Below are 22,244 nucleotides of genomic sequence, written 5' to 3'. Positions count from 1 at the left end.
GGCCTATCTCTCGCCCCCGCATTCGCCCCTTGTGCCGCACACCGATGGGGATGATTATATTCACGAATCGGAATGAATGATGGGAGGGGATCAGATGAAGATTAACAGACGGATGGTGCTGGCCGGAATGGGGGCGGCCGCGCTCGCCCAAACGCCGCTGCGCGTCTTCGCGATGACCTCGGCCCAGATCGGCGGCTATGAATTCATCAGCATAAGCGACGGCAATCTGGTACTGCCGCGCAGCTTTTTCTTCGAAGGTTTGCCGCAAGACGCACTGGCGGAGGCTTTGGCGCCCTTCGACCTGCCCCAAGACCAGTTGGAGCCGCCCTGCAACCTGACGCTTTTGCGCAATGCCGAGCGTGTGATCCTCTTTGACGCGGGCGCGGGCCCTGCCTTCATGCCCTCCGCCGGGGCGCTGCTCGACAGCCTTGATGCCGCAGGCGTCGCGCCGGAGGCGGTGACCGATGTGGTCTTTACCCATGGCCATCCCGACCACCTGTGGGGCGTGCTGGACGATTTCGACGATCTGGTCTTTCCCAATGCGCGCTACCATATGGGCCAGGTCGAATGGGACTATTGGCGCGATCCGGCGACGGTGGACCGGATTGGCCCGGCCCGTGCCGCCTTTGCCGTGGGGGCCGCGCGGCGGCTGGAAGCGATTGAGGATCGGGTGAGCCATTTTGCCGACGGGGACGAAGTGCTGCCCGGCATCACGGCGCAGGACAGTTTCGGCCATACGCCCGGGCATATGTCTTTCCTTCTGGGCACGGGCGGTGATGCGCTGTTGATCGGCGGCGACGCCATTGGCAACCACCATCTTGCCTTTGCGCGCCCGGGCTGGGCCAGCGGATCGGACCAAGACCCCGAGTTAGGCGCGAAGACCCGGCAGCGCTTGCTGGATCGGCTGGCGCAGGAGCGGATCTGGCTGATGGGGTTCCACCTGCCGCAGGGCGGATTGGGCCGTGTCGAGCGCAATGGCGAGAGCTATCGCTTTCTGGGGGGCGCGCAATGAAACACTTGATTTGCGCTACCGCTCCCTGTTCGACTCGCACGCCATGGCCAGTGGGGTATTGCCGGTAAATACCCCCGGCGCTCAACCGCACGACAACGCCGAAGCCAAGGGGTTTATCGCTGAAGGATTGTTCGGGGATATTTGATAGTCCCGACCCCGCTTAGGGGTGAGCAACAGACCGGCCCCGCCTGCCGGGACCGGTCTGCGCGGGCAGCCTCAGAAGAAAGCCGCCGCTTCCAACTCAACTGTAATCACCCCGATGATTGCGCCGTTCGACGGCTCCGTGATCGGCATCGAGACGCGGCTTTGATGGGCCTTCGACCTTTCGTCAACGGCCACCTGATCAATCACGAAAATCCCCGACGGCGGCGAAAAACGGTTGCTGTTCTTGGGCTTGCCGCCTTTGAAATAGACCGAGGCGCTGCCGCTGGAGACCACGGTCAGCCCATAGGCATCCAGCAAAGTCACCTCGGCGATCTGACCCTCGGCGCGGGCGATCTGCGATTGGAGAAACGCTGCGGCAATCGGCGCTTTCGACTGGGGCACCTCGGCGCCCGGCCCTGTAACTGCCGCCGGCGTGACCGCCAGCGCCTTCAATTCGCGGTGCCGCGCGTTCTGCTGTGCGATCGCATCGACGATACGGGCGTCATTGACCCAAGACAGCAAGTCACGGTCGATGTAATCGTTCACGGCCCAAGGCACTTCGGAGGCGGAAACCTTGAGCCCGGAACAGAGGATGAAGATGAGCGATACAAGTGGCAGGTGTCGTAGCATCGGGGAGCCCTCATGAGGTAGGCGGCACAATACCGCGGGAGAGCTACACCCTAAGCCTTGACTGGTTTACGCCCCATGAACGGCGATGGCGGGTTAGGCTTCTTCGCCCTTAAACCCTGTGGCCACCACGAATTTTTCCGACGAATCCGGGCGGCTTGCAGGTGGTTTGATATTGGCGACCTTGGCAAAACGGCGCTTGAGCAGCTTTTGCAACTCACCTTCCGCGCCGCCTGCCAGCACCTTGGCTACGAATGTGCCGCCCTCTTCCAACACATCGAAAGCGAAATAGGCCGCCGCCTCGCAAAGCGCGATGATGCGCAGGTGGTCGGTCTGTTTATGCCCGGATGAGGCCGCGGCCATGTCCGACATCACCACATCCGCCTTGCCGCCGAGCCACTCCTTGACCTTGAGGTCGGCGTCATCCTCCATGAAGTCGAGCTGGTGCAACTCGCAGCCCGCGATCGGCTCCATTTCTTGCAGGTCGACCCCCAGAATGGTGCCCTGCGCCTTGCCCTTCTTTTCGCCCAATACGTTGCAGCGTTTGACGGCGACCTGACACCAGCCGCCCGGTGCGGCACCAAGGTCGACCACCCGCGCGCCGGGGACGAGGAAGCGATATTTATCGTCCAGCTCCATGATCTTATAAGCCGCCCGCCCACGATAGCCCTCGGCCTGCGCGCGTTTGACATAAGGATCGTTTAACTGCCGCTGCAACCAACGGGTGGAACTGAGCTTGCGCCCGCGTGCGGATTTCACCTTGACCTTGAGATCACGCTGACCGCGCCCCGAGGTGTTCTTTCCGTCCGGTGTCTTGGCCATTAAAAGACCCCTTCTTCTAATACGCCATCGGCGCTCATCTGTGCATATAGCAGGCCTTCGCGCAGACCGCGATCCGCAACTGACAGCCTGTCGGTCGGCCAGCAGCGCATCAAGGCTTGCAGGATCGCGGCCCCCGACATGATCAGCGCCGCCCGGTCTTGCCCAATACGCGGATCGGCGCGCCGCCCGCCCGGCCCCATGGCGATATAGGAATGGATCACCTTGTCGATCTGGGCGCTGGTCATGCTGAGGCCGTCGACCTTTGTCCGGTCATAGCGCTTCAGGTTCAGATGGCTTGCCGCCACGGTGGTCACGGTGCCCGAGGTGCCGACGATCTGGAACCGTTTTTGCGACTGGATCGTCTGATAGGGCGTGAAATCGGTGAGGTTCTCTTCGAAAAACCAACTCATCAGGGCAAAGCGCGCGGCATCGTCTTCGACGTCAGAAAATTGATCGCGCAGGGTCGCCACGCCCAAGGGCACGCTGATCCAATCCACCACCCGGGCGGCGGGGACATCAGATTTCGCCTGATAGAACCCGCCCTGAAGCCGCATGATCGAGCGTGCGCGGTCGGCCCGCGGCACTTTGGAGATGTCGATCCACACCAGCTCGGTCGAACCGCCGCCAATATCGACCACTAGCAGGTTTTCCGTCTTGCGGCTGACCAGCGGCGCGCAGGAGATCACGGCAAGCTGGGCTTCTTCCTCGGGGCGGATAATGTCGAGCTTGAGACCGGTCTCGCGCTGAATGCGGCGCATGAACTCCGCCCCGTTCTGCGCACGGCGACAGGCTTCGGTCGCGACAAGACGCATGTTCTGCACCTTGTTGCGCCGCAACTTTTGCTGACAGATGCGCAATGCCTGAATGGTGCGCGCCATTGATCCGCGCGAAAGCCGCCCGGTCTTTTCCAAACCGGCACCCAATTGCACCGATTTCGAAAAACTGTCCACCACATGGAAACCGCTGCCCCGAGGCTGGGCGATCAACATGCGGCAGCTATTTGTACCCAGATCTAGGGCCGCATATAGCTCATTAGATCTGGGCGGAACTGGCGCGGGGCTCAGAGCCGGAATGTCTTTGTCGAGCGCACCCGCACCTTTGGGACGCTGTGGCGCCATGGTTACGCGCCTTTCATATCGAGTTGCCCCCAAAGGTATTCCCTGCGCCCAGCCGGTGCAAGTGGTCGCGGTGCCTTGGGCCAATTTCCGCGGCGTCCGCGGGACACCCTCGCCCCGCAATCAGGGCCACCTCACAATCATCTTGAGAATAATGGGGGGCGCCGCCCCCTCGTGATGGCAGGGCCAATGCGCTATCACCTCCCCCAAGTCGCGGATGGGTCGTGTTTCGTCGAAAAACGGCCCTGTCCTGACCGCGACGCTCGTTAGACAGGTTTAAACCGGAGGAATCGTCCCATGCCCGCAGTCACCATCGTTTACTGGCGCGATATTCCCGCTCAGGTGATCGTCGGCAAGGGCCGTCGCGGGGCGAAACGCCCCCTGCCCGAACGCTTTGAACAGGCGATCGACCGCGCGGCGATGAAGGTGGGGGCCGCCAATACCGACGCCTATCTCGCGGAATGGCGCAAGGCAGAGCCGTTTGAGGTTGAGGGCGATCCCGACAGCATCGCCGATGCCGAAGCCGCCCGCATCGACGCGGAATACGACCGCGACCGGATTAAGCAACTGATTGACAACGACGGTTGGGCATAGCCTGCCAGCCCTATGATCAAGGACACGCTCATGGCACTTTTGAACTTCCGCAAAAAGGAAACACCGGCCCCAGAGGCGCCGGTGGCCGAAGTCGAGGCGCTGTTGAAAGATTATTCGATCGAGGTGATGCCCCGCACCGCCGAAAAGGTCGAGGATTTCCGCGCCCTACTGCCAGAGTGCACCTGTGTCTATATCGCCCATATCGACGGCACCCCGATCGAAGACATGGTCGCCACCGCCGCGCGGTTGAATGCGGATGGCTTCAAGGTCATGCCGCATTTCCCGGCCCGCATCATCAAAGACCGCGCCACGCTGGCCGATTGGATCGCCCGTTATCAGGGCGAGGCCGATGTGCGCCAAGCGCTGCTGCTGGCGGGCGGTGTCACCACTCCGGCGGGGGAATTCAGCGACTCGATGCAGTTGATGGAAACGGGGCTGTTCGACAAGGCAGGCTTTACCCGCCTGCATGTCGCTGGCCACCCCGAAGGCAACCGCGATATCGACGCTGTCGGGGGCCGCCTTAACGTCGATGCGGCGCTCAAATGGAAGAACGATTTCCAAACCCGCACGGACGCCGAAATGGCCATCGCCACGCAATTCGCCTTTGACGCGCAGCCGATCATCGAATGGGCCGACAGTCTGAAGGCCGCTGGTATCACCCTGCCCATCCACATCGGCATCGCGGGCCCCGCCAAACTGCAAACGCTGATCAAATTCGCCATCGCCTGCGGTGTTGGCCCCTCGCTCAAGGTGCTGCAAAAGCGGGCAATGGATGTCACCAAGCTGCTGTTGCCCTATGAGCCGACAGATGTGATCAGCGAACTAGCCGCCCACAAAGCGGCGCACCCGGATTTCAACATCACCCATGTGCATCTTTTCCCGCTGGGCGGGATCAAGACCAGCGCCACATGGGTCCAAGAGAATGGCGGCGCCTCTGGGGTGCCCGCCGACGCAGCCTGAAGGAAGTTACATGACCAGAACCGTCATCGAATCCAAGACCAAGACCGCCGTCATCGGCTTTGACGAGCCGTTTTGCGTGATCGGAGAGCGGATCAACCCCACGGGCCGCAAGATCCTCAGCCAAGAGCTGGAGCAAGGCGATTTTTCGCGGGTCGAGGCGGATGCCATCGCGCAGGTCGCCGCCGGTGCCACGGTGCTCGACGTGAACTCGGGCGCGGTCTTCTCCAACAAAATGGCCGAAGACCCGCGCTATGCCGACAACAACTTCGTCGAGCCGATGCTGATGCCGGAGCTGATCAAGGTCGTGCAAAATGCCGTCGACGTGCCGATCTGCATCGACAGTTCGGTCCCCGGCGCGCTTGAGGCGGGGCTTGAGGCCTGCGAAGGCCGCCCGCTGCTGAACTCCGTCACCGGAGAGGAAGAGCGGCTGGAGGTCGTGCTGCCGCTGGTCAAGAAATACAACGTGCCTGTCGTGGCGATCTCCAATGACGACACAGGGATCTCCGAGGACCCGGATGTGCGCTTTGCCGTGGCGAAAAAGATCGTCGAACGCGCCGCCGATTTTGGCATTCCCGCCCATGACATCGTCGTCGACCCGCTGGTCATGCCGATTGGCGCCATGGCGACGGCGGGCCATCAGGTCTTTACCCTTGTCCGCCGTTTGCGCGAGGAATTGGGCGTGAACACCACTTGTGGCGCCTCCAACATCTCTTTCGGGCTGCCCAACCGCCACGGCATCAACAATGCCTTCCTCCCCATGGCAATGGGTGCGGGCATGACGAGTGCGATCATGAACCCGGTGGCCGTGCCGCTGAGCGCCACCAAAATCGCCGAAAAGCGGGCCGAGATTGCCGCCGCGGGGATCATCCTCCCCGAAGATATGGATGACGAGACCTTTGCGACGCTCTTTAACCTCGGCTCGACCAAACCCCGCCCGGGCAAGGAGATGGAGGCCATCCGCGCCGCCAACTTCCTCTTCGACCGTGATCCTCATGGCAGCGCTTGGATTGAGTTCAACAAAAGCGCGCCCAAAGCGGGTCAAGAGGGCCGCGGTCGCGCGGGCCGCTCAGGTGGGCGCCGCCGCCGCTAAGGCACCGCTTTAGAAATCGGAAAGCCCCGCCAGCATCGCTGCGCGGGGCTTTTTCTTGCGCAAACGGATGATCGACGCATCGCGCGGCAGCAAACTTAACGATCGGAAAAAATGGCGGACCCTAGATCAACCTAACACCCTTATCACCCACCTCATACGAGATCATTTATTTCTTTATTTTCCTAATTTTACATAGATCACACTTGCATGAGAGGTCATCCGTAGTCACTATGTATCAAGGATACGGGGTGGAAAAGTGGTGGGATGAAATGTCAAAACTCAACGCCAAAAAGATTCAATCGCTTCGCGACAAAGGTATGTATGGGGATGGCGGCGGCCTTTACCTCAATGTATCTGCCGGTGGGACCAAAAGCTGGCTCCTGCGAGTCACAGTCAAAGGTCAGTCTAAGCGGCGCGAAATCGGCTTGGGAGGTCTGGATACTCTCTCACTGGCAGACGCGAGAACCAAAGCCCACGAGCTGCGCTCGGAGGCCAAGGCAGGGCGCGACCCCATAGCCAAGCGCGATCATAGAGAAACAACGTTTGAGGAAGCCGCACGCCAATTGCACGCAAGCCTCGCTCCCACCTTTCGCAATGATAAGCACCGGGCCCAATGGCTTTCCAGCCTTAACAACCATGCTTTTCCCAAAATTGGCAGCCGCAGCGTGGCAGATATTCAGCGCCATGAAGTGCTGGATGTACTCAGCCCGATCTGGGTCGACTTGCATCCTACCGCAAAGCGCCTCAAACAACGCTTGGAGGCCGTGTTTGATTATGCGATCGGCCAAGGACGCCGAGAGACTCCAAACCCCGTTGATGGGGCGCTGCGGCGCGCCCTACCCAAGGGAAAGCACAGACCGACCCACCACGCCGCATTGAATTGGCGGGATGTCCCAGCCTTCATGTCTGATCTGGCGGAGCGGGAAGCCGTAGCCGCGGCATGTCTCCGGTTCATTATTCTCACAGCCACGCGAAGTGGCGAAGCGCGCATGGCAACTTGGCAGGAGATCGATCTGGAAAACCGTACATGGACCATCCCGGCCAGCCGAATGAAGGCTGAGGAAGAGCATCGCGTCCCGCTTAGCGACGAAGCAGTAACCATTCTTGAAAGCGTGCGTGGTCTCGACGCCAAGTATCTATTCCCATCGCCTCAGGGCAACGCGGAAGGACTAGGCAAGCCTTTAAGCGTTAATGCCTTCCGCCCCCTTTTTAAACGCATGGAACGCGAGGGCTTAACGGCACATGGCTTTCGCTCATCGTTCCGGGACTGGTGTGCTGAAAAGGCCCACGCCGACCGACAACTAGCCGAGGCTGCTTTAGCGCACAAGGTCGCAGGCGTGGAGGGAGCCTACTTCCGGTCCGACCTGTTTGAACGACGTCGCGCGTTGATGGACGCTTGGAGCCGATATGCCACCGGCCAAAGCGGTGATGTGGTGGAGCTCGTAAGGGTATGAGGGCTGAAACGCGCGCCGCACTAAACGAGATTGGATGGGAGCACGTTGTTGAACGATACCCTGCGACCGCAGTCAAAATGGTGAATGCCCTTCGCCGAGAGCCCAATTACTCGGAAGCAAAAGCAAACTTGGCGGTGATCTCTTCTGTAGATGGAGCGATCAAAAGGCTCTCGAATGCTCTGTCTGATATGCCGTTCGAATTACTACACCAGATCAATCTCTGGTCAGCCAACGAAAACGAGCTGGAAAATGATGTTCCCCCATTTTGCCAGTTCGCAACCGAAGCATCCGAAAAGTTATTGCGCGGCTTATCGATGGTCGCTGAGATTAACCAAGCAGTGGTCGACCAGTCGGGGGCCGGAAGCCTTTCGCTTAAAACAGGAGAGGTCAGAGGCCCAAAGGCGCGCCCTGGAGATGATTGGGGCTATCGGCTGGCGATCACATTGGGAGAAGTCTACTTTCTTGGGCAGAGGCAGAGCCCTGGAGCGGGCAAAGATGGCGATCAAGCAAGGCCCAACGGGCCTTTTCAGAAAGCTCTTATCTCAGTTCTTAAAAGCGAGAAGCACCCGGTTCCCAGCACTTCAACTATCAACAACATGACGACTGCTGCCAAGCGTCAGATCACTATGGCTTGGGCGAAGAGAACTCTCGCCAAGAACAATGAGACGAGGAAGCGATGGTCAGGGAAACCTCAAATTTCTCTGATGGATCGCGAGCTACATTTTTCTGGCAAATCGCTAATGGAGTACGCGAGTTGGCACTTAATCATGTCCGATGACTGATTAAATGGGTTTGGTCAGCTAGCACCTAGAAATGTCATTCGTGCTCACACCTTACAAAATGGAGTGCATGATATGACCAGCCAGCCCCTACCCTCTGATTTCGATCAATTGTTGACCGTTAAGCAAGTAGCCCAGCGCACCGCCATATCGGTCCCCTCAGTTTGGCGCTTGTCAAAATCCGGCGATTTGCCCCAGCCCGTGCGGATCGGCCGAAGTGTCCGGTGGCGCGCCAGCGATCTGCAAAAACACATTCAAACTGCCTGATTGAGAAAGCCCGCGACCTTTAGGAGAGGTCACGGGCTTTTAGATGCAATAGGCCTTGGCGGTCCTTGCGGGTGAACAACACAAATATAGGCCATCGTCCATATTTCCGCAACGAAAACCGTCCCGGCCCTGAATGGGAAACGGGCATTGAACGAGCCATATTATCCTGAACAGGATGAGCGCCAGATACCGCTTGTGGTGAAGTATGAAGACAAGCACCTCTGGGCAGAGATAGAGCTGACGTTTGGCGTCGGCGCAACAGGGGCGGCAATCGTCGTCGCGGCGTTTGAAGCTTTCTTTATAGGCACTCCGGTATCCTATAGCCGGAACAAAAACTACTACGGCCCTCATCGGCACCAACTGATGAAATACAAAGCCGTTCTACAAGCCGTGGACCGGCTAGCCGCCGCGGGTTGGATCAAGCACTACAAGCAAGCGCAAGGTAATTTCGGCTGGCAAAGCGCCTTTGAAGCGACCCCGGAACTGGTAGACGTGGTGTTAAGTCTCTTAGAAGGAAAGCCTCACCTAAAGCTTGCCCGCTTGCCTAACACGACCATCTTGCGAGACGATCAAGGCAAGCCTGTTCATTACAAGAGAACCCGAGTTATCGAGCGGCAAGACCGTAAGACAGAAGATTTTAACGAGGCCATCACCGCAGCGGCCATCAACCATCCGGGCCAAAGCAACATTGTGGACCTGCCCAACCTAGCCTGTCCAATGGCAAGGATCTACAACAAGACGTTTGGCCGTGGAGGACGTTTTTACCCAATGGGAACAAGCTGGCAGAACATTAAAGCCAAGGCCCGCAGGACGTTGCAAATCGACGGTGAACCCGTAGTTGAGCTGGACTTTGATGGGATGCACATTGCTATGCTCTATGCAGAGGCAGGGCTTCCATTACCAGGAGACTGCCACGCCCTCGATGGCTGGCCGCGTGACCTTGTGAAAGTGGCAACATTCACCCTCATCAACGCAAAGACAGAAGGTGCCGCTCGCATGTCGATTGCGCATAGCGATGGACGATCAATCGACAAGGAAACAGGTCAGAGGGTGGAAGGCCACGACGACAAACAGCTGATGCAAACCGTTGCCGTGCCGGGAAGCCAAGAGGCTATCGGAAAGGCGCGAGCACTCATCGAGGCGATTAAGCACAGACACGCCCCCATTGCCGGCCAACTGCACAGCGATGCAGGCGCGCGGCTGATGCGAAAAGATTCCGACATTGCAGAAGCAGTCATGGCCGAGTTGATCCTACGCAAAGGCATCGTTGCGCTACCCGTTCACGATAGCTTTCTGGTGCCAGCGTCTAAACGTGATGAGCTGGAAGAAGCTATGACAGATGCGGCTTATAAGATCATGGGCGTCTATCTCAGCGTATCCGAAGCAGGCACAAAATAAGACCACCCAAAACGGCGCGTCTTTTCATTACTGCTCAATGGGTTACGTCATTTGCGACTTACATATGGAGAGAAACCGGGTGGGGGAGCTGCTTTCCGGCCCTTTGTGCTGTTGAGACGGATTTTTTGCCTCCCTCCCGCGAGAAACTCCACTCCCCAGCCCTCATTTCTCTCTATGAGATCGCTCAAACCCTGTGTTTTAAGGCCTCTGAAAAAATTTCGCTTTTTGCTGGTTGGTTTCAGGGTGTCGCCTCTGGTCTCGTTAAATACGGCCTCTGACGGGCTTCATGTCCTGTATGGCTCCCAAAGGGGGCGCTGCGCGCTCTTATGGCTCTATCCCTCCTAAGAAGTCTTTGCCCTCTTCTGCGATGTCGTTGTGAAGCTCATTGCGGCGGAACAGGTCTCGGAACCTTTGGAGGCTGGATGCCATTTCGGCGCGCATGTCGGCGAGTGCCATGACGAGAGGGTCAAGGGAGCGCCATACAGGCCGCAGGAGCGCCGCGTGGGTGGCATCTGTCACCTTGGGCCTGCCATTCCTCCCCGAATGACTGTGCCCTCCCTGACGGCCTCTACAGCGGCTTGTAGGCCTGCAATCTGTGACGAGGCTTCTTGTTCCCGGGCCGCCACCGACGCCTCTCGCTCTGCAGGGGCTCTTTCAGGCGCCGTTCATAGGTGGCCTGTGTCCTGACGTTTGCCGCGGTCAGTTCCTCCTTTGCGCGCATCTTCGCGATGCGGTCCTGAAGCTTCTCGACCTCGGCCGTCTTCTTGCAGATCTCTTAAGGAGGATCGCTGCGCAGCCGTTGCACGAGACGACCGGGGCTTGCCATCGCCCATCCTCTGGGCCTTGGGCTCACCACTGACAATCTAAATGAAAGCGAAACGCTGCGCTTGCACACGCGCCGGGTAATATTTGAGCCCAAATAAAGTGAAAAACTCTGCTCTTCCGTACCACTCGGAAATGAAGAAGAATGAAAGCGGTCCACCAATGATGACTTAGGAGAGACTGTCGTGACAGGGCATGCCGCGCAAAACCAGCACTACGTTCCGAAGTTTATCCTGCGCAAGTTCTTGGCAAATAAAGATAAAGAGCGCGTCAACGTTTTTCAGAAATCTACGGGGAGGCGCTTTCAGACCAATATTGCAAATGTGATGGCCGAGCGTCGGTTCCACGAGTTCAATATCGACGAAAGATATTATGCCAGCTTTGAAGAATCTGCCTGCCGGGTGGAAGACGCAGTCTTGCCTGCGTATGAAGCGCTGGTGAACCGACAGCGACTAGATGGATCGCCGGAGGAACGCATGATGTTGGGGGTGTTTGTTGCGTTCCAGTTGTTGCGTACTCGTGCGTATCGGGATCAGATGAATACTTTATTCAAAGGGGTTCAGAACCACCTAAAGAAGTTGGGCTTACCTGAACATGAACTGGCCGTAATGGATGATTTGTCCGATAAGCGCTTAGCGCAAAGCCATCTGGAATCTTTACGAAGCAGCATCGAAAAGTTTTCGAGCATTATTGCAACAAAAGATTTCCTGTTATTGCAAGCACCAAACGACAAGGCATTCTATCTTTCAGACAACCCGGTCGCGCTTCATAACGACGAGGGAAAAGAAGGATTTTTCGGCAACATTGGGCTGAGTGTTAAAGGGATACAGCTATACATCCCCCTTTCCAGTCGCTTCATGCTGGCTGCGTTGTGTCCGAGCATTCTAGCCTCTTTTCGCACGACCTTCGAAGAAAACAAGAAATCCGCCCAGCAGGTCAAGGCTATGTTGGCTCTATCTCCTACCGCTTACGGGTCGAAAAGAATTGAACTTGAAGCTCACCTATCCTTACTGAAAGATAGCCTTGATAAGGTTGAAAGCTTTATAAGGGCAGCAAACGAAGGCACCCCCCTGATCGCCACTGGCGAAACCATGGAGTTTTACAACTCCTTGCAGGTAGCATCCGCACGAGAATTCGTCGTATGCGAGAAGGGTGATTTCCGCCTAGCCAAGCGATTTGTTGACAGAGAAGGCCCTGGCGGAGGCGGATTGAAACTAAAGATGGGATGATAGACCTAACCCCCTACTGTTACGCCATTCCATTCTCAATCGCGTGGGGGGGATTCTTTCTAGCCGTAACCTCCGGTTACGTCTCTCCGACGAAGGGGCGCGCTGCACCCTTTCGAAACCCCAAGCTGATGCCCTCATATTTTTCTTGGTCGTCGGTGCCGGGTCAGGAGATAACCCCGGGCCGCGTGTAAATCTCTATTTCGTGGTCAGGTACTTTATACGCTAGGGTGCCTTAATCGAAACGAAAGGCGTTGATCTCCAATGGTATATTCGTGGAAATATTCGGCGGCCCTGTTGGGTCTCGTGCTCGTCGCATTCCTTGTCTTGTTGAACGGGCAATCATGGGCGCTGGCCAATGCGACCGGCAAGGTCATGGCTGCGGTTATGGATTTGCGGTTCCTGATCATTTTCGCATTGGCGATGATGGTCTCGCATAAGCTTAACCCACTGATCCTAGCATTGGCGGTCGGTATCGTTCGATCGGCTTATTTTCAGGCCACCCTGCGAGACCATTGGGACCGCTTGGGGATCCCTGCGCCTACTGTCTTCGATACCTTCTGGCCCGCATTTGTCGCCGCATTGGTGCTGTTCTCTACGGGGCATGTGATCATGGGAATGGTAAGGGCATGGGCACCAGCACACTGAATGTTCGGATCAGGCGCGCGGAGAGATTGGTCGCGAAGCTGGAAGCAGCTTTGGCTGATCCCAACCTGAGCCCGGCACGGCGGGAGACGGCGCAGCTGGCATTGCGGGGGGCTCAGCATCTTCTCGACAAGCGGAAAGCGCAGCAGAGGGCAATTGGCGCTGTACCGGAGAAGAGCTTACACCCCCGATGATCCCGCCTTGTCGTCGGAGGTATCCCCGCCGCCTACAATCTCAACCACTTGCTGTCCCGGCCTTACGAATTCATATCCCGCGGTTTGCCGCGCATCGATGTGAACCGAGACGGGCGAAACCTTCCCATCGCTGGCAAAGAATTCGACCATTCGCGCCCGAACCGCTTCGCTTTTGGAGTTCAGCATCAGGTCCATGCCCACTTGCATCGCGCGGGCCTTGTGCATCGCCTTGTCGCTCTCGACGCTGGCAACGAATTCGAGCTGGACCGTTTGGAGATAGTCGCGCACCGCCGCCCGCTTCATGGCCTTGTGATAACCCTGGGGGCTCATCCCAGCCTCTTCGCAGGCCGCGGTGATGGTCATCCCCTTCTTGACGCGGAGGTCAATCGCATGGCGCAACGCAGCGCGCATACGGAGGGGACGGGTCGGGATTGCTGTGAGGTTTGTCATGGGGCCATTTTGGCATGCAACCTCCGCAGATCAGATGCACGTTGTATGACGCCAATTATCGTTTTGTATCTGCTTTTTTTTCCGCGGCGCCTGTTTTCCAGCGTCATGCGCTTGGTCCTGGCCGCCGACTTGTCGCGGGTTTCGACAATTGTGCGCAGCGCCAGAGGTGTCATTGGCACCGGACGCAAGGCGAGCTCAAACCCCAAAGCTCCGGCCCAATCCAGCAGGGTTTGCACGTTGGGGATCTTCTTCGTCCCATCGCGTTCCACCTTTGCCAGTAGATCAGGCTCAAGCCCGGCGACCTCTTCCAACTCGCGGATCGTAAGCAGCAGGTTCTCCCGGCGCTTGCGGAACGCCCTTCTGATATCGTCATACGTTTTGATTTTGGCGTCGATCGGGTTGCGCCGGCAGCCAGGATCGACCGCCGGAATCGCCGCTCCTGGTTGCAGCTGCGCGTGGAGATTGCAGCCCGCGCTTGGGCACTTACCAATTACCGCATCTTCCGACACGGCTTGAATTGACCAGCCCGCCATTTGCACGTCTTTGACAAACTTCGTATCCATCATAACACCTTATGAAATAATAATTTTTACCGTTTAACTGTTCAGGCGATCAGTCGCCCTCGATGCCCGGGGCATGATCTTTTTGAGGATCTGCAAACCTGACGCCTTCCGGCCCGCCGTTGGCAGGCACGAATATTACCCCCCTTGCTTCAAAGAACATGCGCAAGGAGCGCAGGGTAGACTTGCTGGGGCTCCCACCCTCCTTCTCTGCCGCGTTGATGGTGTTCTTATGCAGGCCGGTAGCCGCTGAGAGTGCTGGGTTCGATAAATTCAGGGCCGCCTTTGCCAAGCGAATTTGCAGAGGACTGATGTCTGCTGTTTGCATGTTTTCCATTTGAGTCTCTGTTTTTGTGTCATTGGCACAAATATGGGTTGACCAGAGTGTGCCTTATATCTATTTTTGTACCAATAGCACAATTTTATCAAGGGAGGTAGCGCCAATATTTAGGCGTCGAAGACCTGCGCGCCGAGTTTCCATCGAATGCAGGCTACTCATATCACCATCATCGAGAGGTTAGACATGATGTCACAATCCCGCCCCACCCCCCGTAGTTCTTTCAATATGCCCAATGAGAAATCGTCAGAGACTGGCGACCCGGTGGTGACCTTTTTCCACCAATGGAATGATGCTCGGGCAACATGGGAACGCCTTGCTGCTGCCCCCGGCAATGAAGACTTCGATGCGCCCGAGAGCAAAGCGGCAGAGGCCGAAGAAACCGCAGCCTTTGACGCGATGATCAAAACCCCGCCGACGTCTCCGGCGGGTGTCGCCGTTCTGGCCAGTGCCCTTTGGGAGATGGAAGGTCCTACCGGGGCGCCGGGAAGCGAAGAATACCAGAAGCAGGCCAATAGCTTGAGCTGCCAGCTTATTCTTGCGATCTGGCGCGCGGCCAGCGGACAGGACGGCCTTCCTCCAACTGGTTGAACGAGCGAAGCCGAAAGAGCCCGCCCCGCCCGTGCATTCGGATTTGGACTATGGCGGACCATGCTGGCCCCTGTTGGAAAACAGGAGACCCCAATGAATACCCCCGCACCACCTTCTTCAGTCCTTCGGCTCCCCGAGGTTAGGGCGCGCGTCGGGCTCTCTAAATCCTCGATCTACGCCTTCATCGCTACAGGCCAATTCCCCAAACCCATCCGTATAGGCGCTCGCGCCGTTGCTTGGCGGTTGGCCGACATAGAGGCGTGGCTGGCTTCAAAGTCAGAGAAAGACCCCTCCCCTAAACCATTTGGAAAGGAAAACTCATGACCACCTCGACACTGGATAACCCTTCGAAATCTCTGGACAACCTTCTTTCCCGTATTGGCAAGAGCCTCAACAATGCCGCTGCCACATCTTCTGCAACCGCCCGCTTGCGTGAAGAGGCCGTGAAGATGGTGAAGAAGATTGACGAGCATGCAGAAGCATCGCGCAAACAGATGCTGGACCCCCTCCTGCCCCGCGCTCAGATCGAAGAGGCCAAACAAAATGCAGAGGCGGCGGCCGTCGATAGACAACGCCTGCAAACTGCCATTGATCTCTTGCAGAGCCGCGCCGAGGAACTGCTGAATTCCGAAAGCGCTGCAAAGGCCGCCCGCCGCTATCAGGCAGCCCAGGCGCAAAGGGATAAAGTTGCCGCTATGATTGCCGATCGTTATCCGGCGCTGACATCCGAGCTCGCCACACTGATCGAAGAGATTATGAAAAGTAACGCTATGGTGGATCGTGTGAATTCTGATCTGCCGGAAGGAAGCCCGCCGCTCAATAGGCCCGAGGGCCATGCACGGGGATTCCATGATCATGGGAGCTATGACCTCCCCATCTCGATCAGGACTTTCAGGATTACACAAAGCATGCTGCCCGGCATCGAGGCTGAAAGCCGCACTGTATGGCCCCCAGTGCGGGATTATGAGTACCACGTCCTAGAACGGGGCAAGGTGTTCTCTCAAAAGCAAGTGCGAACGATGTTTAACCGGTCATAATCCTGCGCGAACCAAGCGCATAGAAGCTATTGCCCCGCGGTCCTTAATTGGCCCGCGGGGCTTTTTGTTGAGGGTCAAACGTCGATCAGCCTGAGGTTCCCCGAGTACCGAGTAAAGAGCTGAGATCAGGGGCACGGTCGGGAACAGGGCTGCCCGGCATCCACCAGCTTCCCGACCCTGTGAGGTTCTTCTGCGCGGTCGCCTTCTTGCGAAAATCCCGCTCGGCCTCGGGGTCAAGGAACCTGTGAAGCTGGTCGGCCACCAGCCGATCGAAGGCGGGACCGATGAGCGGGGTCTGCCCCATGGGCATATACCGCTTGAGCGCCGTGGTAGCTTCCTTGGAGAAGTTGGTATCTTTGCCCTGCGCAGCCTGCACCGCGTTCTTGATGGTCAAATCCCATGCGTCCTGTGCAACCTGTGGCATAGGCCCGGCCAGATAAGAGCCCAAGCCTGCCCCCCAAGAGGTTTGCCCGGCGGCGATGATGTCACCTATAACTGCAAGCCCACCGCCTTTGAGACCAGCCAGCGCCCAGAAGCTGCCGTCTGTCATGTCCATAGGATCATTACCCTTGATGAGCTCCCCTATCTGCAAGGCGGTTGCCCCTAATACGGTAGCGCCGCCTACAAGGTTGGCCGCATAGCCGATCTTGCCCGCAAGCGTGTCTTGGGCCAGCGTACGGCGCCACTGGTTAACGGTGAAGGTCATGGCGAAGGATTTGAACATCAACCCTGACTTCACGATCTCATAGGGCAGCGTGCCGGGCGGAAGATCGAAGGCGGAGGGGTCGAACATGCCGCGGGCGAGAAGGTTTTGCGTGGGAACGGCGAACTCCGTCTGTTCCTCGATCATCCCTTGGATCTTCGCAAAGATGTCCTCGGCCTGATCGAACGGTAGATCGGTCGCCTCGCGCCAGTAGAACGGGCTGGCAAAGGTGGCGCCGTTGCCAGCGGTAAACATATGCTCTGCCCGGGTGAACTGCGCCCAATCATCCTCTGTCACACCGGCTTTGCGGAGCGCGTTTTGCAAGGGCGCGTCGACATCGCCAAGCGCGCGCCCGGCATTGGCCGCCATGAGGCCCGACATCTCCATCTGGAAGGCGATGCGCCCGGCGTCCGTCCACCCTGAAAGGCCCTGCACGCGCATGGAGGCGCTGGACAGGCGCTCGGCAATCTCTCCAGGGGGAACCTCGCTCTGGAAGCGTGCAAGGGCGATGCCGGGGTCTGCCAGCGTGTCGGCCACCCAGCCCGCGCGCAGGGCTTCATCCTTTGTCATGCTGTCGGCCATCATCTTCACATGGCGCGACAGGACGTTGCCCGGGTTCATCCCGATCTGCTCGGCAGCAAGCCGCATGGTGTTGGTATCGGACAGGGAGGCTACGATAGCCCGGTCAAGGAAGGCCGATGTCAGGACGTGGCGCGTCGAAGAAAGGAAGGTGGACACATAGTCCTGCCATAGCGTTTCTGCCTGCGAACCGCCGCTCTCCACCCGGAACATGCGCCGGGCCATCTTGCCATTGCTCGATACCTTATCGGCACCCAGCCCCTGATCCCGGGCGCGCTTCATGGCGAGCTGCTGCTGATACTCGATCCCCATACCGGGGTTCGGCCCGAACTCTCGCATCGCGGCGATGTCGCGGCTCATCTTGTGGACGTGGCCCATCAGGCTTTTGTAAGGATCACCGGACCCGTATTTCTTATTGTAATCAACCCATTGATCCGCTGAATTGAAATGCAAGCTCCGGCTCTCGGCGCGGCGTCGATAGAGGGCCGAACCTGTAGGGCGGCCATAGATCGCCTCTTGGCTTTCCTTGCCATATTTGAGGTTGTCGTAAATCTCGCGCAGGAACCGCTCTTGCGTTGCGATGTCAGGCGGCGGCGCACCCTCGGGCTGGAACGGGCGGCCCGTCATGTGATCCTCGATCTGGGACCATTTCAGGTTGGGCGCGATGTCGGCAAACCACTGATCGAACCCAGCGTTGGTGATGGCGCGGCGGCTGTGGCTGTGCGGCAGGCCATAGTTATCCAGCTTGCCGATGATCCCGCCCGCCTCGTTGAACATCAGGCGCATGTCCTCCAGCGCCTCGCTCACGCCTTTTGCCAGCGCCGCCGCCGTCTCATCCCCCGTGGCCTCCCCATGAAGCTCACGCACCACGTTCTTCATCTGCGCGGGCTTGGTGATGCGCCCGGCGATGTCCCGGTGATGCTCTTTCAGGAAAGCTCCGAGGCGGCCATTAAACCGCCGCACCAGCGCGCGTGCTTTGAAGTCCAGCGCCTCAACGCTGGCTGTCTGGTGCTTGGTCAGGTCCGGTGTCGTCGCCACCCCTTGCTGTAGCTTGCGCATGTTGGCGATGCGGGCTTGGAAAACGTGCCGCTCTTCACCCTGCTTTTTCTTGAACGCGGCCTTGGCATCTTCCCCGGCCAGAGCCTCGGCGTTGTGCCGGCTGTACCCTTGTCGCTCGTATTTGTCGGCGGCCTCGCGCCAGACGCTCTGCGCATAGTCTGCCCAGAGACGCGCATTTTCCCGCTTTTTGGGATCCTCGATCTCGCTGACAGCATCATTCACACACTCGATAAAACTCATACCCGTGTCCCCCCGCCAGAAGTAACAGGCTGGGCCCCATCAGGCTTGCCATGGCCTATCAGCGCTTCAATGGCCGAGCGCACTACCTCAGCGCGCGTCAGGTCACGAGCAGCACAGTATCGATCCAGACCGGCGACAAGGTCATGATCCAAACGAAATGAAAAAATTTTACGGGGCACAAGCATATCTCCATGTGATTACGGAGACAGGGCTACAGGCCAAAACCTGCATTCCAGATGCACCAGCGTATTACGGCGGCGAAATTGTGTAAGCCGCGAGAGAAGGAGACGACTAGAGGCTACGCCCGCGCGAATTTTCCCCCGCCCCCCCCCTCCGATCGAGCCCCCCTACCCCCTTCGAGGTCAGGCAATCCGCTGGGGGTCAGACCGGCGTCGATACTTGCATGGATGCATGCATGCCTTCATGCTTTCCCCCAGCTATTAGAAGAATTCAAAGCGCTCCTTATTCCCTTGGGACGGTGGGCGCCGATCTTTCGCAGCCTCATCGGAATATTGGCGCCGCTTGGTGATCCATGCTCGAACATCGGCCTTTATGGTCTGGCCGACGATCCTGCACACTCTGGGGAACCCCACGGCCTCCAACTCCTCCCGGTTCTTTCGAAACCAGTCAGTGCTTTTGCCGAGCACCGCAGCACACCAAGCATGGCTGCCGTATTCTGACAGAGGGTCAAATGTTCGGTCGGTCTTTGGTTTGGTCACCGGTTTGGGGGTGCCGGAATCCATGGAGGCGCTCAAGGCGCCAGTCGTACTGTCGAGTTCTATGCTTTTGCTCATTCTAGAGACCCTTCTCTGTAGCCCTGTGCCGCGGCCATTTCCCGCGCAGCCTTGCAGGTACCCGCAACAGTAGCACCTAAACCGAAGGCGGCCATGTCAGCATTAACCACTTAGACAGCAATGACCACCAAGCACATTAGCACAAGGTCAGCATTCAGGTTCTTGGGTACAGCGCAGAGCACACGGCCGGTTTGATAGGAAAACTTGCAGTCTCTAAAGGCTGCTGGCCCGCCGCGGAAGGGTTTTCGCATTGGGCATTCGTCCACAAGACCACCCTAGCATCTACTGACATGGCTGCCAAAGTTCCGACAAGTGGAGGGAAAATTGGCGGGATCAAAATAGGAAAAGCAGCTTTCCCCCTTTAAAAACAACATCTTGCTGAAGGCTGGTGGCGGACCCTAGAGGATTCGAACCTCTGGCCTCTGCCTTCGGAGGGCAGCGCTCTATCCAGCTGAGCTAAGGGTCCACTGAGGGGCGGTATAGCCAGAGCGCGCCGCCCCTGCAATGGGAAATCCGGGGGCAAGGGCGGCGAAATTCACCTTAGGTGAAAAGATCATGCGCCAATTCAAGCGCATCGACCAATGTGTCGACCTCGGCCCGGGTGTTATACATGCCAAAGGACGCGCGGCAGGTGGCCGAAACGCCGAGATGCGTCATCAAGGGGGCTGCGCAATGATGCCCAGCCCGGACGGCCACGCCTTTCTTGTCGAGCACGGTCGAGATGTCATGCGCATGGGCGGCGCCGTCCAGTGTGAAGCTGAAGATCGCCGCTTTGTCCGGCGTCGTGCCTTGCAGGTTGAGCCAATTCAAACCGCCGAGCCGCGAGACCGCGTAGTCGCGCAGATCGTCCTCATGGGCGGCGATATTCTCCATCCCCAGATCCATCATGAACTCCAGCGCTACGCCCAAGCCAATGGTGCCGACGATACCGGGGGTGCCTGCTTCGAACATCATTGGCGGGTCGTTGTAGCTCACCGCGTCCTTGCTGACTTCGCGGATCATGTCACCGCCGCCGATGAAGGGGCGCATTTCGGCCATGCGCTCGGACTTGATATAGATCGCGCCCGAACCGGAGGGGCCATAGAGTTTATGCCCCGTGACGGCATAGAAATCACAGCCGAGGTCCTGCACGTCGACAGGCATATGCACCGCCGCCTGCGAGCCATCGACCAAGACCGGAACGCCCTTCTCATGAGCGGCTTCGGTGATGGTTTTCACGTCAACTTTCGTGCCCAAGACGTTGGAAAGGTGAGATATTGCAACCAGCTTGGTCTTCGGCCCGATGGCATCGATCACCGCCTGCGGGTCAAGCGCGCCGGTGGCGTCCACATCGACCCATTTCAGTACCACGCCCTGCCGTTCACGCAGGAAATGCCACGGCACGATATTGGCATGATGCTCCATCACCGACAGGACGATCTCATCGCCCGCCTGCATCCGGGGCATGGCCCAACCGTAGGCCACGGTGTTGATCCCCATCGTCGCCCCGGTGTTGAGCACGATCTCATCTTCCGACCCGGCGTTGAGGAAGCGCGCCACGGTGCCGCGCACGCTTTCGTATTTGTCGGTCGCAAGATTAGAAAGGTAGTGCAGACCCCTGTGAACGTTGGAATATTCATTCGCATAAGCTTGGGTGATCGCGTCGATCACCACCTGCGGCTTCTGGGCCGAAGCGCCATTGTCGAGGTAGACCAGCGGCTTGCCGTTCACCTCGCGGCCAAGGATCGGAAACTGCGCCCGGACGGCTTCAACGTCGAACATGACTTAAACTCCCTGGGCGGTCAGCCCGATCAAAGACAGCAAAAGGCCAAGCCCCAGCAAGACCCCAAGCGCGGCCCCCACGAGCACCGCGGCGGCGTGGAATAGCCCCGGCAGATGCAAGAGTTCGGCCACAAAATTCAAAAGGATCCAAAGACCCCAAATTGTAACGACGAAAGAGGCCAGCAACGCCACCGGCGGCAGCGCCAAGGTCAGCAGCAAGATGCCCAGTTGCGCACAGAGGCGAAGCGCCTGAAGCCACACGACGGCAGCCAAAAGCGGCGTCACCGCGCCCTGCCCGCCCAGTGCCCGGCCAACCCAAGTCAGCGCATGCACATAGAGCACCATCAACCCGGCCTGCAGCGCGAAGAGCACCAGTGGCGATTGGAAATAGCTCGGCAGCGCCATGGCGGGCGGCGCGATCACGAAGGTGGCCGAGATGACGAGCGCATTCAGTGCGGCCACCAAGGCAAGCGACGTCCAGACAACATCATTGCCCAAGGGCAGCACCGCAATCTGGCGCGCTGCCACACGGGGGCTGCGCAGGGTGGTCTGCGCAAGCTGGATCAGGGCGCCGCTCATCTCAGCCCCGCTGCGCGGCGACAAGTCCCGCGATCCAGAACCAAAAGAAAACGGCCAACCAGATCACCCCGACGATCTGCGCCTGTAGGCCCGGCCCGATGAACCCAAGCGCGAGGCCCAGCAACAAAAGGATCGGTGCAGAGGCAAGGAGCGACCAAACCAAGGTCAGCCGCACCGCATAACCGCTGAGCCGTTGCCCCGCGACACGGCTGATCCCCCAGACCATCGCGGCCAAGCCATAGAGCAGCAAGGGCATCACGAAGATCCAGAAAAACGCGCTCCAATACTGGCGCACCGCGAGCGGCCCGTCCGGATCGAGATGCGCCGCGCGGGCTTGATACGGCGACAGGGCCACGAAGATCAGCAGCCCCGCCATCAGCGCGAACATCAGCACGCGCACCTCGT

General features: G+C 58.6%; 23 protein-coding genes and 1 tRNA gene. 12 read left to right on the top strand and 12 right to left on the bottom strand.

Features of this window, described 5'->3' with window-relative positions; genetic code table 11:
* The first annotated feature begins 94 nt into the window (after nt 1-94).
* Nucleotides 95-1,012, top strand: a complete 918-nt coding sequence (locus FCK22_RS13780; protein ID WP_067266259.1) for an MBL fold metallo-hydrolase — start codon at nt 95-97, stop codon at nt 1,010-1,012.
* A gap of 216 nt (nt 1,013-1,228) precedes the next feature.
* Here the strand turns inward: FCK22_RS13780 and FCK22_RS13775 are convergent, their stop codons facing one another.
* From FCK22_RS13775 to FCK22_RS13765, 3 genes are all read right to left on the bottom strand, one after another.
* The gene (locus FCK22_RS13775) at nt 1,229-1,786 is read right to left on the bottom strand and encodes a hypothetical protein (protein ID WP_067266262.1); all 558 of its coding nucleotides are present in this window, start codon (nt 1,784-1,786) and stop codon (nt 1,229-1,231) included.
* A gap of 93 nt (nt 1,787-1,879) precedes the next feature.
* The gene (locus FCK22_RS13770; RefSeq protein ID WP_067266264.1) at nt 1,880-2,605 is read right to left on the bottom strand and encodes an RlmE family RNA methyltransferase; all 726 of its coding nucleotides are present in this window, start codon (nt 2,603-2,605) and stop codon (nt 1,880-1,882) included.
* A complete protein-coding gene (locus FCK22_RS13765) occupies nt 2,605-3,723 on the bottom strand; it encodes a Ppx/GppA phosphatase family protein (protein WP_067266266.1) in 1,119 nt (372 codons plus the stop codon). The genes FCK22_RS13770 and FCK22_RS13765 overlap by 1 nt, the downstream gene beginning before the upstream one ends.
* A gap of 294 nt (nt 3,724-4,017) precedes the next feature.
* Between FCK22_RS13765 and FCK22_RS13760 the strand changes: the two genes are divergently transcribed.
* The 8 genes from FCK22_RS13760 (at nt 4,018) to FCK22_RS13720 (ending at nt 12,958) form a co-directional block, all read left to right on the top strand.
* Entirely contained in the window at nt 4,018-4,314 is a 297-nt protein-coding gene (locus FCK22_RS13760; RefSeq protein WP_067266269.1) for a virulence factor, read from the top strand.
* A gap of 30 nt (nt 4,315-4,344) precedes the next feature.
* Entirely contained in the window at nt 4,345-5,274 is a 930-nt protein-coding gene (locus FCK22_RS13755) for a 5,10-methylenetetrahydrofolate reductase (RefSeq protein WP_067266270.1), read from the top strand.
* 10 nt (nt 5,275-5,284) lie between these two features.
* Entirely contained in the window at nt 5,285-6,364 is a 1,080-nt protein-coding gene (locus tag FCK22_RS13750; protein WP_067266272.1) for a methyltetrahydrofolate cobalamin methyltransferase, read from the top strand.
* Between the two features lie 230 nt (nt 6,365-6,594).
* A complete protein-coding gene (locus FCK22_RS13745; protein ID WP_082852099.1) occupies nt 6,595-7,818 on the top strand; it encodes a site-specific integrase in 1,224 nt (407 codons plus the stop codon).
* 77 nt (nt 7,819-7,895) lie between these two features.
* Nucleotides 7,896-8,600, top strand: a complete 705-nt coding sequence (locus FCK22_RS13740; RefSeq protein WP_136720501.1) for a hypothetical protein — start codon at nt 7,896-7,898, stop codon at nt 8,598-8,600.
* Between the two features lie 411 nt (nt 8,601-9,011).
* Nucleotides 9,012-10,262, top strand: a complete 1,251-nt coding sequence (locus FCK22_RS13730) for a hypothetical protein (RefSeq protein ID WP_067266278.1) — start codon at nt 9,012-9,014, stop codon at nt 10,260-10,262.
* 1,007 nt (nt 10,263-11,269) lie between these two features.
* Nucleotides 11,270-12,313, top strand: coding sequence for a DUF4238 domain-containing protein (locus FCK22_RS13725; RefSeq protein WP_067266283.1), 1,044 nt, complete (start codon nt 11,270-11,272; stop codon nt 12,311-12,313).
* Nucleotides 12,314-12,574: 261 nt separating this feature from the next.
* Nucleotides 12,575-12,958: a hypothetical protein gene (locus FCK22_RS13720; RefSeq protein ID WP_067266285.1), complete on the top strand. Its 384-nt coding sequence runs from the start codon at nt 12,575-12,577 to the stop codon at nt 12,956-12,958.
* A 176-nt stretch (nt 12,959-13,134) separates the two neighbouring features.
* Here the strand turns inward: FCK22_RS13720 and FCK22_RS13715 are convergent, their stop codons facing one another.
* The 3 genes from FCK22_RS13715 to FCK22_RS13705 all read right to left on the bottom strand — a co-directional run bounded on the left by FCK22_RS13715 (nt 13,135) and on the right by FCK22_RS13705 (nt 14,496).
* Nucleotides 13,135-13,512 carry a hypothetical protein gene (locus tag FCK22_RS13715; RefSeq protein WP_136720500.1) on the bottom strand — a complete coding sequence of 126 codons (378 nt, stop codon included), beginning with the start codon at nt 13,510-13,512 and terminating at the stop codon, nt 13,135-13,137.
* 83 nt (nt 13,513-13,595) lie between these two features.
* Nucleotides 13,596-14,165, bottom strand: coding sequence for a helix-turn-helix transcriptional regulator (locus tag FCK22_RS13710; RefSeq protein ID WP_136720499.1), 570 nt, complete (start codon nt 14,163-14,165; stop codon nt 13,596-13,598).
* 46 nt (nt 14,166-14,211) lie between these two features.
* The gene (locus FCK22_RS13705; protein WP_082852101.1) at nt 14,212-14,496 is read right to left on the bottom strand and encodes a helix-turn-helix transcriptional regulator; all 285 of its coding nucleotides are present in this window, start codon (nt 14,494-14,496) and stop codon (nt 14,212-14,214) included.
* Between the two features lie 228 nt (nt 14,497-14,724).
* Between FCK22_RS13705 and FCK22_RS13700 the strand changes: the two genes are divergently transcribed.
* The 3 genes from FCK22_RS13700 to FCK22_RS13690 are packed head-to-tail and all read left to right on the top strand — an operon-like array spanning nt 14,725 to nt 16,124.
* On the top strand, nt 14,725-15,087 hold the full coding sequence (locus tag FCK22_RS13700) for a hypothetical protein (protein WP_136720498.1): 363 nt from the start codon (nt 14,725-14,727) through the stop codon (nt 15,085-15,087).
* Nucleotides 15,088-15,147: 60 nt separating this feature from the next.
* The gene (locus tag FCK22_RS13695; protein WP_348541760.1) at nt 15,148-15,411 is read left to right on the top strand and encodes an AlpA family transcriptional regulator; all 264 of its coding nucleotides are present in this window, start codon (nt 15,148-15,150) and stop codon (nt 15,409-15,411) included.
* Nucleotides 15,408-16,124, top strand: coding sequence for a hypothetical protein (locus FCK22_RS13690; protein ID WP_136720497.1), 717 nt, complete (start codon nt 15,408-15,410; stop codon nt 16,122-16,124). Before FCK22_RS13695 ends, FCK22_RS13690 begins: the two co-directional genes overlap by 4 nt.
* 85 nt (nt 16,125-16,209) lie before the next feature.
* Here the strand turns inward: FCK22_RS13690 and FCK22_RS13685 are convergent, their stop codons facing one another.
* From FCK22_RS13685 to FCK22_RS13655, 6 genes are all read right to left on the bottom strand, one after another.
* Nucleotides 16,210-18,705 (bottom strand): hypothetical protein, encoded by a 2,496-nt coding sequence (locus tag FCK22_RS13685; RefSeq protein ID WP_067263914.1) that lies wholly within the window; start codon nt 18,703-18,705, stop codon nt 16,210-16,212.
* Nucleotides 18,706-19,145: 440 nt separating this feature from the next.
* Nucleotides 19,146-19,499 carry a hypothetical protein gene (locus tag FCK22_RS13675; protein ID WP_067262938.1) on the bottom strand — a complete coding sequence of 118 codons (354 nt, stop codon included), beginning with the start codon at nt 19,497-19,499 and terminating at the stop codon, nt 19,146-19,148.
* A gap of 389 nt (nt 19,500-19,888) precedes the next feature.
* Nucleotides 19,889-19,965, bottom strand: a tRNA-Arg gene (locus FCK22_RS13670).
* 74 nt (nt 19,966-20,039) lie between these two features.
* Nucleotides 20,040-21,260 carry a cysteine desulfurase gene (locus FCK22_RS13665; protein WP_067262941.1) on the bottom strand — a complete coding sequence of 407 codons (1,221 nt, stop codon included), beginning with the start codon at nt 21,258-21,260 and terminating at the stop codon, nt 20,040-20,042.
* A 3-nt stretch (nt 21,261-21,263) separates the two neighbouring features.
* Nucleotides 21,264-21,839: a YIP1 family protein gene (locus tag FCK22_RS13660; RefSeq protein WP_067262942.1), complete on the bottom strand. Its 576-nt coding sequence runs from the start codon at nt 21,837-21,839 to the stop codon at nt 21,264-21,266.
* A 1-nt stretch (nt 21,840) separates the two neighbouring features.
* Nucleotides 21,841-22,244: YIP1 family protein (locus FCK22_RS13655; protein ID WP_169306089.1), on the bottom strand; the 404-nt coding region annotated here is incomplete at its 5' end.

Origin of the sequence: Sulfitobacter sp. 15WGC, from assembly GCF_005068605.1 — a bacterium.
GTDB classification, from domain to species: Bacteria; Pseudomonadota; Alphaproteobacteria; order Rhodobacterales; family Rhodobacteraceae; genus Sulfitobacter; species Sulfitobacter faviae.
The sequence above is the reverse complement of the archived record's forward strand: the minus strand, read 5'-3'. Positions and strand labels throughout refer to the sequence as shown.

Excerpts from the sequence above, each read along its gene's own strand:
- FCK22_RS13780 (WP_067266259.1), top strand. The coding sequence starts at position 95 with ATGAAGATTAACAGACGGATGGTGCTGGCCGGAATGGGGGCGGCCGCG.
- FCK22_RS13775 (WP_067266262.1), bottom strand. The coding sequence starts at position 1,786 with ATGCTACGACACCTGCCACTTGTATCGCTCATCTTCATCCTCTGTTCC.
- FCK22_RS13770 (WP_067266264.1), bottom strand. The coding sequence starts at position 2,605 with ATGGCCAAGACACCGGACGGAAAGAACACCTCGGGGCGCGGTCAGCGT.
- FCK22_RS13765 (WP_067266266.1), bottom strand. The coding sequence starts at position 3,723 with ATGGCGCCACAGCGTCCCAAAGGTGCGGGTGCGCTCGACAAAGACATT.
- FCK22_RS13760 (WP_067266269.1), top strand. The coding sequence starts at position 4,018 with ATGCCCGCAGTCACCATCGTTTACTGGCGCGATATTCCCGCTCAGGTG.
- FCK22_RS13755 (WP_067266270.1), top strand. The coding sequence starts at position 4,345 with ATGGCACTTTTGAACTTCCGCAAAAAGGAAACACCGGCCCCAGAGGCG.
- FCK22_RS13750 (WP_067266272.1), top strand. The coding sequence starts at position 5,285 with ATGACCAGAACCGTCATCGAATCCAAGACCAAGACCGCCGTCATCGGC.
- FCK22_RS13745 (WP_082852099.1), top strand. The coding sequence starts at position 6,595 with ATGTATCAAGGATACGGGGTGGAAAAGTGGTGGGATGAAATGTCAAAA.
- FCK22_RS13740 (WP_136720501.1), top strand. The coding sequence starts at position 7,896 with ATGGTGAATGCCCTTCGCCGAGAGCCCAATTACTCGGAAGCAAAAGCA.
- FCK22_RS13720 (WP_067266285.1), top strand. The coding sequence starts at position 12,575 with ATGGTATATTCGTGGAAATATTCGGCGGCCCTGTTGGGTCTCGTGCTC.
- FCK22_RS13715 (WP_136720500.1), bottom strand. The coding sequence starts at position 13,512 with ATGACCATCACCGCGGCCTGCGAAGAGGCTGGGATGAGCCCCCAGGGT.
- FCK22_RS13710 (WP_136720499.1), bottom strand. The coding sequence starts at position 14,165 with ATGATGGATACGAAGTTTGTCAAAGACGTGCAAATGGCGGGCTGGTCA.
- FCK22_RS13705 (WP_082852101.1), bottom strand. The coding sequence starts at position 14,496 with ATGGAAAACATGCAAACAGCAGACATCAGTCCTCTGCAAATTCGCTTG.
- FCK22_RS13700 (WP_136720498.1), top strand. The coding sequence starts at position 14,725 with ATGCCCAATGAGAAATCGTCAGAGACTGGCGACCCGGTGGTGACCTTT.
- FCK22_RS13695 (WP_348541760.1), top strand. The coding sequence starts at position 15,148 with ATGCTGGCCCCTGTTGGAAAACAGGAGACCCCAATGAATACCCCCGCA.
- FCK22_RS13690 (WP_136720497.1), top strand. The coding sequence starts at position 15,408 with ATGACCACCTCGACACTGGATAACCCTTCGAAATCTCTGGACAACCTT.
- FCK22_RS13685 (WP_067263914.1), bottom strand. The coding sequence starts at position 18,705 with ATGAGTTTTATCGAGTGTGTGAATGATGCTGTCAGCGAGATCGAGGAT.
- FCK22_RS13675 (WP_067262938.1), bottom strand. The coding sequence starts at position 19,499 with ATGAGCAAAAGCATAGAACTCGACAGTACGACTGGCGCCTTGAGCGCC.
- FCK22_RS13665 (WP_067262941.1), bottom strand. The coding sequence starts at position 21,260 with ATGTTCGACGTTGAAGCCGTCCGGGCGCAGTTTCCGATCCTTGGCCGC.
- FCK22_RS13660 (WP_067262942.1), bottom strand. The coding sequence starts at position 21,839 with ATGAGCGGCGCCCTGATCCAGCTTGCGCAGACCACCCTGCGCAGCCCC.